The 13560-nt window shown below is 70.9% G+C and carries 15 protein-coding genes; 8 read left to right on the top strand and 7 right to left on the bottom strand.

Annotated features, from left to right (window positions below; translation table 11 throughout):
* Nucleotides 1–63 precede the first annotated feature (63 nt).
* A complete protein-coding gene (locus ABGB14_RS21715; protein WP_347645628.1) occupies nt 64–1308 on the top strand; it encodes an MFS transporter in 1245 nt (414 codons plus the stop codon).
* Here the strand turns inward: ABGB14_RS21715 and ABGB14_RS21710 are convergent.
* The 3 genes from ABGB14_RS21710 to ABGB14_RS21700 all read right to left on the bottom strand — a co-directional run bounded on the left by ABGB14_RS21710 (nt 1300) and on the right by ABGB14_RS21700 (nt 3467).
* On the bottom strand, nt 1300–1488 hold the full coding sequence (locus tag ABGB14_RS21710) for a hypothetical protein (RefSeq protein WP_347645627.1): 189 nt from the start codon (nt 1486–1488) through the stop codon (nt 1300–1302). The two genes, ABGB14_RS21715 and ABGB14_RS21710, sit on opposite strands and share 9 nt — an antisense overlap.
* A 153-nt stretch (nt 1489–1641) precedes the next feature.
* The gene (locus ABGB14_RS21705; RefSeq protein WP_347645626.1) at nt 1642–2796 is read right to left on the bottom strand and encodes an FAD-dependent oxidoreductase; all 1155 of its coding nucleotides are present in this window, start codon (nt 2794–2796) and stop codon (nt 1642–1644) included.
* Nucleotides 2797–2834: 38 nt separating this feature from the next.
* On the bottom strand, nt 2835–3467 hold the full coding sequence (locus tag ABGB14_RS21700) for a hypothetical protein (RefSeq protein ID WP_347645625.1): 633 nt from the start codon (nt 3465–3467) through the stop codon (nt 2835–2837).
* A gap of 98 nt (nt 3468–3565) precedes the next feature.
* Here ABGB14_RS21700 and ABGB14_RS21695 point away from each other — a divergent pair, with 98 nt between their 5' ends.
* The 7 genes from ABGB14_RS21695 to ABGB14_RS21665 all read left to right on the top strand — a co-directional run bounded on the left by ABGB14_RS21695 (nt 3566) and on the right by ABGB14_RS21665 (nt 10138).
* Nucleotides 3566–4195, top strand: coding sequence for a helix-turn-helix domain-containing protein (locus ABGB14_RS21695; RefSeq protein WP_347645624.1), 630 nt, complete (start codon nt 3566–3568; stop codon nt 4193–4195).
* A gap of 78 nt (nt 4196–4273) precedes the next feature.
* Nucleotides 4274–5443 carry a homogentisate 1,2-dioxygenase domain-containing protein gene (locus ABGB14_RS21690; RefSeq protein WP_347645623.1) on the top strand — a complete coding sequence of 390 codons (1170 nt, stop codon included), beginning with the start codon at nt 4274–4276 and terminating at the stop codon, nt 5441–5443.
* The gene (locus ABGB14_RS21685) at nt 5440–6207 is read left to right on the top strand and encodes a hypothetical protein (protein WP_347645622.1); all 768 of its coding nucleotides are present in this window, start codon (nt 5440–5442) and stop codon (nt 6205–6207) included. Before ABGB14_RS21690 ends, ABGB14_RS21685 begins: the two co-directional genes overlap by 4 nt.
* Nucleotides 6204–7307, top strand: a complete 1104-nt coding sequence (gene fahA / locus ABGB14_RS21680) for a fumarylacetoacetase (RefSeq protein WP_347645621.1) — start codon at nt 6204–6206, stop codon at nt 7305–7307. The genes ABGB14_RS21685 and fahA overlap by 4 nt, the downstream gene beginning before the upstream one ends.
* Nucleotides 7308–7383: 76 nt before the next feature.
* Complete coding sequence (locus ABGB14_RS21675) at nt 7384–8571, top strand: Ig-like domain-containing protein (protein ID WP_347645620.1); 1188 nt, start codon at nt 7384–7386, stop codon at nt 8569–8571.
* A 55-nt stretch (nt 8572–8626) separates the two neighbouring features.
* A complete protein-coding gene (locus ABGB14_RS21670) occupies nt 8627–9058 on the top strand; it encodes an NfeD family protein (RefSeq protein ID WP_347645619.1) in 432 nt (143 codons plus the stop codon).
* A gap of 3 nt (nt 9059–9061) precedes the next feature.
* On the top strand, nt 9062–10138 hold the full coding sequence (locus ABGB14_RS21665; protein ID WP_347645618.1) for an SPFH domain-containing protein: 1077 nt from the start codon (nt 9062–9064) through the stop codon (nt 10136–10138).
* 73 nt (nt 10139–10211) lie between these two features.
* Here the strand turns inward: ABGB14_RS21665 and ABGB14_RS21660 are convergent, their stop codons facing one another.
* The 4 genes from ABGB14_RS21660 to ABGB14_RS21645 all read right to left on the bottom strand — a co-directional run bounded on the left by ABGB14_RS21660 (nt 10212) and on the right by ABGB14_RS21645 (nt 13473).
* Nucleotides 10212–10742 (bottom strand): hypothetical protein, encoded by a 531-nt coding sequence (locus ABGB14_RS21660; RefSeq protein ID WP_347645617.1) that lies wholly within the window; start codon nt 10740–10742, stop codon nt 10212–10214.
* Nucleotides 10743–11101: 359 nt separating this feature from the next.
* Nucleotides 11102–11686 (bottom strand): hypothetical protein, encoded by a 585-nt coding sequence (locus tag ABGB14_RS21655; protein ID WP_347645616.1) that lies wholly within the window; start codon nt 11684–11686, stop codon nt 11102–11104.
* The gene (locus ABGB14_RS21650) at nt 11683–12273 is read right to left on the bottom strand and encodes an RNA polymerase sigma factor (RefSeq protein WP_347645615.1); all 591 of its coding nucleotides are present in this window, start codon (nt 12271–12273) and stop codon (nt 11683–11685) included. Before ABGB14_RS21650 ends, ABGB14_RS21655 begins: the two co-directional genes overlap by 4 nt.
* Nucleotides 12274–12279: 6 nt before the next feature.
* The gene (locus tag ABGB14_RS21645; RefSeq protein ID WP_347645614.1) at nt 12280–13473 is read right to left on the bottom strand and encodes a Gfo/Idh/MocA family oxidoreductase; all 1194 of its coding nucleotides are present in this window, start codon (nt 13471–13473) and stop codon (nt 12280–12282) included.
* Nucleotides 13474–13560: the final 87 nt, after the last annotated feature.

The following is a 13560-nucleotide window of genomic DNA, read 5'->3' as shown; positions in this document are numbered from 1 at the left end:
GCGGGACGCCCCTGGAGAATGGTGGGGTTTGACCTTTACAGGGGGCCGCGGGTGCACAGTTTCATGAACGATCTCGGGCTGCTCCGCGACCGCCGGTTCGCGCTGCTGCTGGCCGCGCGGACGATCTCCGTGCTGGGCAGCGCGTTCGCGCCGGTGGCCCTGGCGTTCGGCGTGCTCAACCTGCCCGGCGCCACCGCCTCGACGTTGTCGGTCGTGCTCACCGCCGAGGCGCTGCCGATGGTCGTGTTCACCCTGGTAGGCGGCGTCATCGCGGACCGGCTGCCGCGGAATCGGGTGCTGACGGCCGCCGAGTTCCTGATGGCCGCGGGTTTCTTCGCGCTGGCGGTGATGATGCTCACCGGCTGGACCCCGCTGCCCGCGCTGAGCGCGGCGGCGGCGCTGAGCGGCGTGGCCACGGCCGTCGCGTTCCCCGCGCTGACCGGCATCATCCCCGAGGTCGTGCCTGAGGACCGTCTGCAGACCGGCAACGCGCTGCTCGGCCTCGGCATGAACGTCTCCCGCGTGGCAGGCGCGGTGCTGGGCGGCGGCGCCGTGGTGTTGTTCGGCGGCGGCTGGGCGCTGGCGGTGAGCGGCGCGATGTTCGCGGTGGCCGGCGTGCTGGTCGCGCTGCTGCGCATGAAGCCGGGCGAGCGCCCGAGGGGCGAGCGGCACTCGGTGCTGGCCGACCTGCGTGACGGGTGGCGGGAGTTCAGCTCGCGGCAGTGGATCTGGGTGGTGGTCGCGCAGTTCTCGCTGATGATCATGGCCATTCAGGCCTCGCACGGGGTGCTCGGCCCGCTGCTGGCCAAGGAGAGCCTGGGCGGTCCCGCGGCATGGTCGGCGTTCCTGGCGGGCGAGGCCGTGGGCACGATCGTCGGGGTGCTGGTGTCGCTGCGGTTGCGGCCGAAGCGGCCGATCCTGGTGGCCGTGCTGCTCTGCCTGCCGACCGCGCTGCCGACCGCGCTGCTCGGGCTCGACGCCCCGCTCTGGGGCATCGTGGCCGGGGCGTTCGTGCTCGGCGTGTGTTTCGACGTGTTCGGCGTGTTGTGGATGACCACGATGCAGCGCGAGATCCCGGCCGAGTCGCTGTCGCGGGTCAGCTCGTACGACATGCTCGGGTCCCTGATGTTCGGCCCGCTCGGCCTGTTGCTGGCGGGGCCGGCGGCGAGCCTGTTCGGCATCGAGGCGGCGTTGCTGGGGTGCGCGGTCATCGTCGTGCTGTCGACGCTGGCGGCGCTGCTCTCCCCAGGGGTGCGCAACCTGCGCGCCCCGGAGCCGAAGGCGCCGCTGGAGCCGGCCTCACCCTGACCGGAGAGAGGCCCGGAAATAGGCGTTGGCCCGCGGCTGGAACATCAGGGCCAGCGCGCCGATCACAGCCCCCAGGTGGAGGATCCTCGCGGCGGCCCCTACCACGCCCATCAGGTCCATCCCGGCCACGGCCTGGCTGATCGAGCCGCCCGCGAGCAGCCATTCGACCGGTTCGATCACGAGCGAGATCGTACCGAACACGCCCAGCGTCCCGGCCAGAACGCGCCCAGCGCCACCGCCGCCAGCCAGAGCGTGGCGGCCGTCCGCACGACGGTGCGATCATGCCCGCCGTCCCCCGAATCGCCGGTGAGGCAGGCCCTACCACGCCCGGCCCTACAGGACGTTGCCGCTGGTCCTCAGCCCGCGCGACGGGATCCGCTCGTGCAGCCCGAAGCGCGGCTCGGGCGCGTGGTGGCCGTCGAGCACGCCCGCCACGTAGCCGGCCAGCGCGGGCGCGTGCTTGAACCCGTGCCCCGAGTCCCCGCCGAACAGCCACACCCCCGGCGACACCTCGTTGACGATCCACTCGGCGTCCGGCGTGAGCGCGTACTGGCACACCTGGCTGAACAGCACCGGCGCCTGCGCCAGCGAGGGGAACCTGCGCCGGAGGTACGCGCGTGCCCGCTCGACGCCGGCCGCGTCCACCTCCCGCGAGCCGTGCTCCGGATCGTACGGCTCCCCTTCCGCGTCGGAGGTGGCCTTCATCCCCACCCCGTCCACGTCGCCGTGACCGTAGGCGGAGGCCCCGTGGTCCACCCAGGCGGGCGTCTCGGGGACGGACCACGCGGACGGCACCGCGAAGTGCAGAGTGTCCTGCTTCGTCACGGTAACCGGCACGTCGTCGAAGAGCGCGGGCAACCACGCGCCGCACGCCCACACCACCCGGTCGGCGTGCCGCACCTCGCCGTCGATCTCGACCGCGGCCTGGTACGGCGCCGCGTCGCCGGCTGTGCCCCCCGCTGTGCCGCCCCCTACGGGCACCGCCCGCGCCCTGACCAGCCGGACCCCGGACGCCACCGCCAGGCCGGCGGTCACCTGGGTCGCCCGCCTGGCCCTCAGCACGCCCGCGTACGGCTCCCAGAGCAGGAAGCTGAGGTCGTCGGCGCGCAGGTCGGGGAAGAAGCGGCCGCCGTCGGACGGGTCCAGCACCTCACACGGGATGTCCAGATTTTTCAGCGCCTGAGCGCTCTTGTGCTCCCACCCGTCGGGCGTCCTCGCGAACCAGACCATGCCGGCCTCGTGGTACAGCTCCTCGCCGGCCCGTTCCTCCAGCCTGCGCCAGCCGTCCCTGGCCTGCCAGGCGAGCTGGGCGTACCAGGCGTCGTCGCCGTGCGAGCAGCGCAGGAGCCGGGTCTCACCGGCGCTGGACTGCCGGACGTGCCCCGGCCTGTGCTGCTCGACGAGCGTCACCTGCCAGCCGGTTTCGGCCAGCCGCAACGCCAGCGATGACCCCCATATGCCCGCTCCGACCACGATGACCGATTTCATGACACCAGGTGACCGCAAAAGGCACGTGCCCGCAAGGCTCAGCCGACGATGATCCGGACCACCACGCCGGCGCAGTTGCCCGCCACGCAGATCCGCACCGGGACCTCGAAGACGCCCGGAGCCGCGGGGACGCCGCCCACCTGGCCGTCGGGCCCGATGCTCACGCCCGCGGGCAGCCTGGCCTGGTCGGTCACCGTGAACGTCGGGAGCACGCCGGCCGGGCCGCCCTCGACGCCGATCTCGCCGTCGAGCGGAACTCCCACCTTGCCGGGAAAGGTCAGGTCACGCGGCTCCCACGGCTCGTAGCCGAGCACCACGAGGGTCAGCTCCTGCTCCCGGCACGACCCTTCCGAGCAGATCCCGACGGGGGCGACGAAGGTGCCGGAGCGCTGCGGCGTGCCGTGCAGCAGGCCGCTCGCGTCGACCCGGACCCCGACCGCGACGTGGCCGGGGCGGAACGTGACGCCCCCGGCGGTGGGCAGCAGGCGCCGGCGCACCTCGATGCCCCGGGTGAGGTGGAAGGTGTCCTCGACCAGGCTCCCGCCGGCCCGGTCGTACGAGGTGCTGGTGGACACGGTGGACACGGGGCCGGTGAGCGTCGGCGCCGCGGGGGTCAGCGCGCACATGGTCAGACCGGCAATCAGAAGCAGCGACCTGTGCCGCATCGTCACCCCCAGGTTCTTCCCGTGCGATACGTACCCGTGTAACCGCGCTACGTCACCGGCCTGGTCGCCCCGCTCCCCCGCTCCCTCGCTGGATAATCGGTCGCATGGCCGCTGAATCCGCCCAGACCCTGGAGCGCGGGCTGCGCCTGCTGCGCCTGCTCGCCGACGGCAAGAACGGCCGCACGCCGACCGAGCTGAGCGCCGAGCTGTCGCTGAGCCGTCCCGTGGTCTACCGGCTGCTGACGACGCTGATGAACGAGGGGTTCGTCCGCAGGGACGCCGGCGGCCGGGTGCATCTGGGGTTCGGGGTGCTGGTGCTGGCGCAGGCCGTGCAGCCGCTGCTGCGGGCGGCGGCGATGCCGGCGCTGCGGCGGCTGGCCGAGGAGGTGGGCGCGACCGCGCACCTGACCGTGGCCGAGGGCGACGACGGGCTGGCGGTGGCGGTGGTGGAGCCGTCCTGGACCGACATGCACGTGGCCTACCGCGAGGGCTCGCGCCATCCGCTGGCGAAAGGCGCGGCGGGGCGGGCGATCCTGGGGCTGCGCGAGGGCGGCGACGACTATTTCGTCACGGAAGGGCAGTTGCAGGAGGGTGCGCGGGGTGTCGCCGCGCCCGTCACCGGGCTGCCCTGGCTTGAGGCGTCGGTGGGGGTGGTGACGTTCGGGCCGCTGGAGGTGTCCACGGGGCCGCGGGTGGTGGCGGCGGCGGCCGAGCTGGCCGCGGCCCTGGGTTGACATCTCCAGACCGATAGCGGACGGTAGTCGCGTATAAGGGACACTGCCGTCCGGTTAACGGACACATTGGAGGGGCAGATGCCGTACTACCGGGTCGTGGGGGAGGTGCCGCGCAAGCGGCACGTGCAGTTCAGACGGCCGGACGGCGGTCTCTACGCGGAGGAGCTCATGGGCGAGGAGGGATTCTCGTCCGACTCCTCGCTGCTCTACCACCGCCACCTGCCCACCGCCATCGTCAAGGCGGAGGCGGTCACGCCCACGGCCGAGGCCCGCCTCGAGCCCAACCTGCCCCTCTCACCCCGCCACTTCCGCACGCAGGAACTGTCCAGCGCGGGCGACCTCGTCACGGGCCGCATGCTGCTGGCCGGCAACGGCGACGTCCGGTTGTCGTACGCCACCAGCGACCGGCCGAGCGAGCTCTACCGCAACTCCATGGGCGACGAGTGCGTCTACGTCCAGCGCGGCACCGTGCGCTTCGAGTCCACGTACGGCGTGATCGAGGCAGGCGAGGGCGACTACGTCGTCATCCCGACCGGCACCATCCACCGCTGGGCGCCCGAGGGCCAGGTCAGCGTGCTGGCCATCGAGGCGGGCGGGCACATCAGGCCGCCCAAGCGCTATCTGTCGCAACACGGGCAGTTCCTGGAGCACGCGCCCTACTGCGAGCGCGACCTGCGCGCCCCGGCCGAGCCGCTCGTCGTGGAGGGCGAGGAGGTGCCGGTGCTCGTGCGCACGCGCGGCGGGCTGACCCGGCTGGTCTACCGCAACCACCCCTTCGACGTGGTCGGCTGGGACGGCTGCCTCTACCCGTTCGCGTTCAACATCAACGACTTCGAGCCGATCGTGAAGAAGACGCACGCGCCGCCGCCGGTGCACCAGACGTTCGAGGGGCCGGGGTTCGTGGTGTGCTCGTTCTGCCCGCGGCCGCTCGACTACCACCCGGAGGCCATCCCGATCCCGTACAACCACCACAACGTCGACTCCGACGAGTTCATGTTCTACGCGGGCGGCGACTACTCCGCGCGCAAGGGGTCCGGCATCGACGTCGGCTCGATCTCCCTGCATCCCGCCGGGTTCACGCACGGGCCGCAGCCCGGAGCGGTCGAGGCGGTGATCGAGGCGGTCGGGCGCGGCGTCACGACGACGAGCGAGATGGCCGTGATGGTCGACACGTTCCGCCCGCTCGACCTCGGCCCGGCCGCGCTGTCCTGCGAAGACCCCGGCTACGCCTGGACCTGGGCACGATGAGCATCTTCACGGCACTGATCGACGACGCGGGCCTGTTCCCGCCGACGTCGCTGCACATGGACGAGGCCCTGTCCCGCAACCGGCGCGACCTCGAGAGCGGCAGCCCGGTCCTCACGCAGAGGTTCCTCTGCCCGGCCAGCCGGCTCGACCGGCTGCGCGGCATGGCGTTCCGGCCGCGGCGGATCGGCCTCATCGTCGACACCGACGAGCTGCCCGCCTTCGACGACCTGCCCGTGGACATCGTCGAGATCCGCCCGCCCGCCGACACCCCGGTCGCCGCGGTCGCGGCCCGGCTGGCCCTGCCGGAGGGGGTGCGGCTCTTCGTCGAGGTCCCGCCGCACAAGGTTGCCTTCCAACCGCCCGCCGGGGTGGGGCTGAAGGTGCGCTGCGGCGGCCCGTCGCCTGAGGACTTCCCGCCGGTCGACCACCTCGCGGCGTTCATCAGGTCGTGCGTGGAGCACGGCATCCCGTTCAAGGCCACGGCCGGGCTGCACCACGCCGTACGCCACTTCGACCCCTCGCTCGGCGTCGACCGGCACGGCTTCCTCAACCTGTTGATGGCGGTCTGCGAGGCCGTGGAGGGGCGCGATCCCGGGCCGGCGCTGCGCACCACCGACGTCGGCCATCTCGTACGCCTGGCGCGGTCCGTGACCGAGGACACCGCGAAGCGCGCCCGCGAGCTGCTGGTGAGCTACGGCTCGTGCAGCACGGGTACGCCCGTCGAGGACCTGCGCGCACTCGGACTCGTGGAGGTGAACGCATGAGCTGGGGAGTCGACAACCTGCCCTACGGGGTCTTCTCCTGCCCGGGACAGGCGCCCAGGGCCGGCGTACGGTACGGCGACAAGGTGCTCGACCTGGCGCCGGCGCTGCACGACGAGGTGTTCGCCGCCCCCACGCTCAACCCGTTCATGGCCAGGGGGCGCGCCGCCTGGCACGACACCAGGACCCTGATCCAGAACAAGCTGACCGGCGACCTCTCGGTGACGGAGGCGCACCTGATCCCGCTGGAGCAGGTGCGCCTGCACCTGCCGTTCGAGGTCGCCGACTACGTCGACTTCTACGCCTCGATCGACCACGCGAGCAACCTCGGCAAGATCCTCCGCCCCGGCGACGAGCCGCTGAAGCCCAACTGGCGGCACCTGCCGGTCGGCTACCACGGCAGGTCGGGCACCGTCGTCGTGTCGGGCACACCGGTCAGGCGCCCGCACGGCCAGCTCGGCCCGGGGGTGTTCGGGCCGTGCAGGAAGCTCGACATCGAAGCCGAGCTGGGGTTCGTGGTGGGCGTGCCGTCCGACCACGGCTCGCCCGCGGGGGCGTTCGAGGAGCACGTGTTCGGGGTGACGCTGGTCAACGACTGGAGCGCGCGCGACATCCAGGGCTGGGAGTACGTGCCGCTCGGGCCGTTCCTGGGCAAGTCGTTCGCCACGTCCGTCTCGCCGTGGGTCACCCCGCTGGAGGCGCTGCCCAGGATCCCCGGCCGCGCCCAGGACCCCGAGCCCGCCGCCTACCTGCGCAGGCATGGCGACTGGGGGCTCGACATCACGCTGGAGATCCTGCTCAACGGCGAGAGCGTGTCGCGGCCCCCGTACGCGGCGATGTACTGGACACCCGACCAGATGCTGGCGCACATGACGGTGAACGGCGCCTCGCTGCGCACCGGAGACCTGTTCGCCAGCGGCACGGTCTCGGGCCCCGAACGCGGCGAGCGGGGTTCGCTCACCGAGCTGACGTGGAACGGCACCGACCCGATCAAGCTGGCCAGCGGCGAGACCCGAGCGTTCCTGCAGGACGGCGACACCGTGACGATCCGGGCGACGGCCGGCGACCTGACGTTGGGGGAGGTTTCCGGAACCGTCCGATAAGTCACTCCGCGTGCTTGCATGCTGACACACCGCTACCCTAGGGAGCCCCTCTCACCCTCGGAAAGCAGGAGTGGACATGCGGCGTGCCGTGGTGACCTTTGTCGCCCTTCTCCTGGTCTGTGGCTGCGCGTCGTTCCCGGCCGAGACCTCGCCCGCCCCGCCCGTGGTGCGCGTGTGGCCGCCCCTCGACGCCAAGCGCGCCCGCACCGACCGCGGGCTCGTGATCGAGGCGCAGGGCGGCACGCTCGCCCAGGTCACGGTCCACGAACGCGGCGAGCCCGTGCCGGGCGGGCTCGACCGGTCAGGCACGGTCTGGCGCTCCCGCTGGACACTCGAACCCGCGGCCGAATACACGGTGAGCGCCACGGCCACGGTCGCCGGCGGCCCCGCGACGGTGGCGCTGGGCCGCTTCCGCACCCGCGCGGCCAGGCGTACGTTCCAGGTGGCCGCCACCGCCCCCCTGCCCGGCGAGACGGTCGGCACGGGCATGCCGATCATCATCGACTTCGACACCCCCGTGGAAGACAGGGCGGCCGTCGAGCGCGCGCTCGAGGTCACGGCCGAGCACCCGGCGGAGGGCGCCTGGCGGTGGTCCAGCGACACGAGGGTGGTCTACCGTCCCCGGGAGTTCTGGGCGCCCCGGCAGCAGGTCACCGTCACGGCGCACCTGGCTGGAGTGCGCGCGGCCGGCGGCCTGCACGGCGCCGTCGACTCCACGTTCGCCTTCACCGTGGGCCGCTCGCAGACCAGCACGATCGACACCGGGACCCACCAGATGGTCGTCCGCCGCGACGGCCGGATCGTGCAGCGCATGGCCATCAGCGCGGGCATGGCCACCACAGAGGAATACACCACGACCAGCGGCATCCACCTGACCATGGACAAAGGCAATCCGGTCCGCATGGTTTCCCCGGGCCGTGACGAGGGCGAACCCGACTTTTACGACATGATGATCGAGCATGCCGTACGCATTTCCGACACCGGCGAATACGTGCACGCCAAGGACAACCTCTGGGCGCAGGGCCGGGAAAACGTCAGCCACGGTTGCGTCAATGCCCGGCCGGACCAGGCGGAGTGGTTCTACACCACCACCCTGCGCGGCGATCCGGTCGTCATCACGGGCACCGACCGCACCCTCGAATGGGACAACGGGTGGGGTTTCTGGCAACTTCCGTGGGAGAAATGGCGGCAGGGGAGCGCGCTTTCCGAAAACGGGCACGGCGCGCCCATGGGTGCCGCGAGGGTGAATCCAGGGCTACCTTAGAGCAAGGGGAACAACCCGCCGGTGCAGGCCCGTTGTCCTAGTAGGAGGGCCGGACATGGATGAATGGATCATCTGGGTAATCCTCGCTGTCGTCCTCGGCGTGGCCGAAATATTCACGCTCACGGCCTCGCTCGGGCTTTTGGGTGCGGCCGCTCTCCTGACCGCCGCCACCGCGGCGCTGGGCTTGCCCGTTCCCCTGCAGTTAATGTTCTTCGCCGCTTCGTCGGCTGCCGGCCTGCTGGTGCTCAGGCCCATCGCGATGCGCCATATCAAGCAGCCGGCGCTGCAACGATTCGGGGTGGAAGCACTCGTCGGCAAGCCCGCCTACGTGGTCTCGGAGGTGACGGGCCGCGACGGTCGCGTGCGCATCGGGGGTGAGGAGTGGTCCGCGCGCGCGTACGACGAAACCCTGGTGATCCCCACAGGGGCGACCGTCGACATCATCGAGATCGAAGGGGCGACAGCCCTCGTCTATCCCCGGGAGTGACTCATGGATCCGCTCTTGCTGGTCGGAATCTTCATCATCCTCTTCGCGGTGTTCACCGTGCTCAAAGCAGTGCGGATCATCCCGCAGGCGCGGGCGCGCAACGTGGAGCGGCTCGGCCGATACCACCGCACCCTCAAGCCCGGCCTCAACTTCGTCATCCCCTACATCGACCGCGTCTACCCCGTGATCGACCTCCGCGAGCAGGTCGTCTCCTTCCGTCCCCAGCCCGTCATCACCGAGGACAACCTGGTCGTCGAGATCGACACCGTCCTCTACTTCCAGGTCACCGATCCGCGCGCGGCGGCGTACGAGATCGCCAACTACATCCAGGCCGTCGAGCAGCTCACCGTCACGACGCTGCGTAACGTCGTCGGCTCCATGGACCTGGAGAAGACCCTGACCTCCCGCGACACCATCAACAGCCAGCTGCGCGGCGTCCTCGACGAGGCCACCGGCAAGTGGGGGCTGCGCGTCAACCGCGTCGAGATCAAGGCCATCGACCCGCCGAAGACCATCAAGGACGCGATGGAGAAGCAGATGCGGGCCGAGCGCGACAAGCGCGCCGCCATCCTCAACGCCGAAGGCCAGCGGCAGTCGCAGATCCTCACCGCCGAAGGCGAGAAGCAGAGCCGCGTCCTGCGCGCCGAGGGCCAGCGCACGGCCGCCATCCTGGAGGCCGAGGGCCAGTCGCGCGCCATCGACCAGGTCTTCCAGGCCGTCCACCGCAACGACCCCGACCCCAAGCTGCTCGCCTACCAGTACCTCCAGGTGCTGCCGCAGCTCGCGCAGGGCGACGGCAACACGTTCTGGGTGATCCCGAGCGAGGTCACGTCGGCGCTGCAGGGGGTGTCGAGGGCGTTCACGGAGGCCCTGCCGAAGTCGGCGGCCACCCGCGAGGAGATGCCGGAGAGCTCGGCCGCGGAGGAGGAGGCCGCCAAGGCCGCGGAGGCCGCTGCCGAGGCCGTGGCCGACGCCCAGCAGGCCGAGAGCCCGAAGGGGCCGCGCCAGCTCACGCAGGGCGCCCGGGAGCCCGCCGCATTCCCCGACCTGGACAAGAAGCCGACGGAGGCCGAGCGCTGAGAGTTTCGGTCAAGAGAGTTGCTCCGGGCGGCCGGCAGGTCAGTTGAGGGGCGGGAGGCCGGCCGCCACCGGATCAGGAGGCGATCTCGAAGATGGCGGCCACCTGGCTCTCCCGATGGGCGTCACGGGCCCGGCAGGCCAGTTTGACCGCCGCATCGGCGATGACGAGGTCGCGGTTCGCCGGGGCGATGTCATCGCCCATCTTGGTGCGCAGCCACTCCGAGATCTCGGCCCAGGAGTAGAGGCTGATGTTGTCGGCCTCCATCAGAGGCTTCGGGAAACCACCGGGGCCGCGCTGGCCCGCGGCGAGCTGCCGGAGGCTGGCCTGGGTGCGGCCTCCGTGCCGGCGCGCCGCGTCCCCCAGCGTCACCCCGTCGTCGTGGCCGACCCCGGTGGCCCAGAGACCCGGGACCGTCCTGATCTGGGTGAGCACGGATGCGATCGCGTCCAGCAAGGTCTCCGCTTCGCGGTCGCACATGACGTAAGTTCTGCCGTCTTTGAGGCTCGAAACGGTGCAGTCATCGAGACCGGCCTCGAACAGAGCGTCCAGCTCCTCGCCTGTGACCGCTCGATTCAGCGTGACGCGGAAGTCCCACGTAATCATGACCTCTCCTCGTTCTTTGCGCACTCCGCGTGCTCGTCGACCCATCGGAGAATGCGCTTCGCGTGGTTGCCCGGGTTACGCGGCGTGCACCAGATTGACTGCGCAGGGGCACCGCAGGCGCATTCGATCCATCCCCAGCGGTGCCCGTTGTGGCTTTCCACCACGGTCAACCACTCGAACTTGCGGATCGCCCTGAAGACGGCATTGATTTCGTTGTGCTGATGTCTTCCTCTACCGACCATGTACCAACCTTGCAACAGTGTTACACGATTAGTACGGCAATTCCAACCCTGGCGTTCCAGCTGCACACGACGGCGCCCGCCACACGAAATCGTGTGGCGGGCGCCGGAGTGCTGGGATCAGTGCGACAGAGGCGCGTCCGTCGTGTCCACCAGTTCGCATGCGGTGATCGGGTCCTGGCCCACGCGGGCCCAGATCCCCGCGACGACCCCGCCGTTGTTCTCCGAGACGCTGAACTCCAGCACCCCCGTCTGCCCCTCGCCGATCACCCGCGGGTCGATGGCGAAGCCCGGTTCGGTCTTACCGCCGGGCGCCGGGAACGGCGCCAGCGGCGCCTCCTCGTCGCTCAGGAAGTGGCTGCTGCGCGGCTGCGGGCTGCACTTCTTGCCGCGGGGGATGTAGGTCACCACCACGTTCGCTCCCATGGCCCGCAGGTCCTCCTGGAGCCGCTCGGGGTTCTTGGCCTCGTTGATGGTGATGTGGATGAGGCCGTCGGGGAGCTTCTCCACCGCGTACGCGGGGGTGCCCCCGAAGAGCAGCGGCACGGCCACGGCGGCGGCGACTGCGAGGCCCAGGACGGGCGCCAGCACGGCGGGGCGCGGAACCCGCCGCTTCGCGGGCCGCTTGTCGATCTCGGTCATGACGAACTCCTTGAGCAGTCGGTGACGGCCCTCGGGAAGTTCACGTTCGGTCGGCCAGTTCATCGGGTCTCCCACGTCTGACGAGGGCCACGGTCACCTGTTACCTGTCGGTCCGGCGGCGGGGGTTCCCCCGCGGCGGCGAGTTTCCCGCGCGCCCGTGACAGCCTCGACTTCACCGTGCCGACCGGGATGCCCAGCGCCTCGGCCGTCTGGGCGTAGTCGAGGCCCGCCCAGACGCACAACGCGAACACGTCCTGCTCCTGGCGGCGCAGCCGGCCGTACGCGGCACGAACCGCGGCCAGCCGTTCGGCGTCCTCGATCCGGCCCACGACCTCGTCGGCGAAGTCGGGCACCGACTCGCCTCTGGGCAGCCTGGCCAGGGCGTCGTCGTGCCTGCGGGCGGCCCTGCGCATGTTGCGGGTCACGTTGGTGGCGATGCCCAGGAGCCACGGCCGCAGGGAGCCGCCGCCGGGGTCGATGCGCCCGCGTAACCGCCAGGCTTCGAGGAACGTCAGCGCCGTCACGTCCTCGGCCGTGGACCAGTCGGCGGTCAGGCGGAAGGCATGGTTGTACACGGCCTTGGAGCACTCGTCGAAGAGTTCGCCGAAAGCCGCCCTGTCTCCATCCCGGATCCGGGTGCGTATATCCACATATATCTACTGTCCGGCCGCCTGCTCCGGTTCCACCTGCCCCCGGTCGAAGTACGCGACCAGCTCGGGGTCGAGGTCCGGCACGTCGTAGGGCATGCCGCCGTTCCGCAGCGACATCGTCGCCATGTAGCCGGCCGCCACGCTCATCCGCGCCGCCACCGGCGAGGTGTCCGTCACGCCGCCGTCCCTGACGAACCTGAGGAACTCCGTCACGATCTCGGCGTCGGCGCCCCCGTGCGTGCCCTGCGCGGCCGGCACCTTGTACGTGACGTCGGCGTCGCCCCGGTAGCCGGTGGGCCCCGTGTTCCACACCTTGACCGTGTCGCCGGGACCGTCGCCGAAGTTCTCCAGGCGGCCCTCGGTGCCGATGACCGTGTAGTTGCGCACGTAGTCGGGCGTGAAGTGGCACTGCTGGTAGGCGGCGATGACGCCGTTGTCCAGGCGCATGTTCATGACGGAGACGTCCTCGACGTCCACGACGTGGTGCAGGTCGCGATGCCCGGACGGCGGCCAGGTGTAGTCCTGGAGCCAGCCGTCCGGCCGTGGCGTGCCGGGGTCGCGGCGCGGCAGGTCGCCGTAGAGCATCAGGTCGCCGAACGCGTTGACCCTGGTGGTGTAGCCGCCCGCGAGCCAGTGGATCACGTCGAGGTCGTGCGCCGCCTTCTGCAGCAGCAGCCCGGTGGTCCTGGTGCGGTCGGCGTGCCAGTCCTTGAAGTAGTAGTCGCCGCCGTAGGAGACGAAGTGGCGCACCCAGACGGTCTTCGGCTCGCCGATGACGCCCTTGCGGATGATGTCGCGCATCAGGCGGACCACGCCCATGTGGCGCATGTTGTGGCCGACGTACAGGCGGGTGCCGGTGCGCCGGGCGGCGCGCAGGATGCGGTCGGCGCTCTCCACGGTGATGGCCAGCGGCTTCTCCAGGTAGACGGCCTTGCCCGCCTCCAGGCAGTCGATGGCGATGCGCTCGTGCGTGTCGTCGGGCGTCATCACGATGACCGCGTCGAGGTTGTCCCTGCCGAGCAGCTCGCGGTGGTGCTCGGTCAGCAGTTGCGCCTGGAAGCGGCCGGCCTGTCTCTTGAGCACCGCCGGGTCGGAGTCGCACAGGGCGGCCACCACCGAGCCCTTACCGGGGCGATGGGCCGCCAGGGCGAGGCTCGTGCGCAGGCCGAGGCCGATGACGCCGATACGCAGGTCGTTCACGTGTGTTCCTTCCGAAGGCGGACGAAATAGTACAGGGCGCCTGCTACCGGGCGGCGGCGTGAAGCTGTGCTGTGGGGGCACTTAAGA

This window comes from Nonomuraea sp. B10E15, assembly GCF_039871615.1.
Classification (GTDB): domain Bacteria; phylum Actinomycetota; class Actinomycetes; order Streptosporangiales; family Streptosporangiaceae; genus Nonomuraea.
Note: the sequence above shows the minus strand (reverse complement) of the source record. Positions and strands in the feature narration are given on the sequence as shown.

What these genes read in the sequence shown, in the direction of transcription:
- ABGB14_RS21660 (WP_347645617.1), bottom strand. Translation starts at nt 10,742, where the DNA reads ATGATTACGTGGGACTTCCGCGTCACGCTGAATCGAGCGGTCACAGGC.
- ABGB14_RS21685 (WP_347645622.1), top strand. Translation starts at nt 5,440, where the DNA reads ATGAGCATCTTCACGGCACTGATCGACGACGCGGGCCTGTTCCCGCCG.
- ABGB14_RS21705 (WP_347645626.1), bottom strand. Translation starts at nt 2,796, where the DNA reads ATGAAATCGGTCATCGTGGTCGGAGCGGGCATATGGGGGTCATCGCTG.
- ABGB14_RS21675 (WP_347645620.1), top strand. Translation starts at nt 7,384, where the DNA reads ATGCGGCGTGCCGTGGTGACCTTTGTCGCCCTTCTCCTGGTCTGTGGC.
- ABGB14_RS21670 (WP_347645619.1), top strand. Translation starts at nt 8,627, where the DNA reads ATGGATGAATGGATCATCTGGGTAATCCTCGCTGTCGTCCTCGGCGTG.
- ABGB14_RS21715 (WP_347645628.1), top strand. Translation starts at nt 64, where the DNA reads ATGAACGATCTCGGGCTGCTCCGCGACCGCCGGTTCGCGCTGCTGCTG.
- ABGB14_RS21690 (WP_347645623.1), top strand. Translation starts at nt 4,274, where the DNA reads ATGCCGTACTACCGGGTCGTGGGGGAGGTGCCGCGCAAGCGGCACGTG.
- ABGB14_RS21665 (WP_347645618.1), top strand. Translation starts at nt 9,062, where the DNA reads ATGGATCCGCTCTTGCTGGTCGGAATCTTCATCATCCTCTTCGCGGTG.
- ABGB14_RS21655 (WP_347645616.1), bottom strand. Translation starts at nt 11,686, where the DNA reads ATGAACTGGCCGACCGAACGTGAACTTCCCGAGGGCCGTCACCGACTG.
- fahA (WP_347645621.1), top strand. Translation starts at nt 6,204, where the DNA reads ATGAGCTGGGGAGTCGACAACCTGCCCTACGGGGTCTTCTCCTGCCCG.
- ABGB14_RS21695 (WP_347645624.1), top strand. Translation starts at nt 3,566, where the DNA reads ATGGCCGCTGAATCCGCCCAGACCCTGGAGCGCGGGCTGCGCCTGCTG.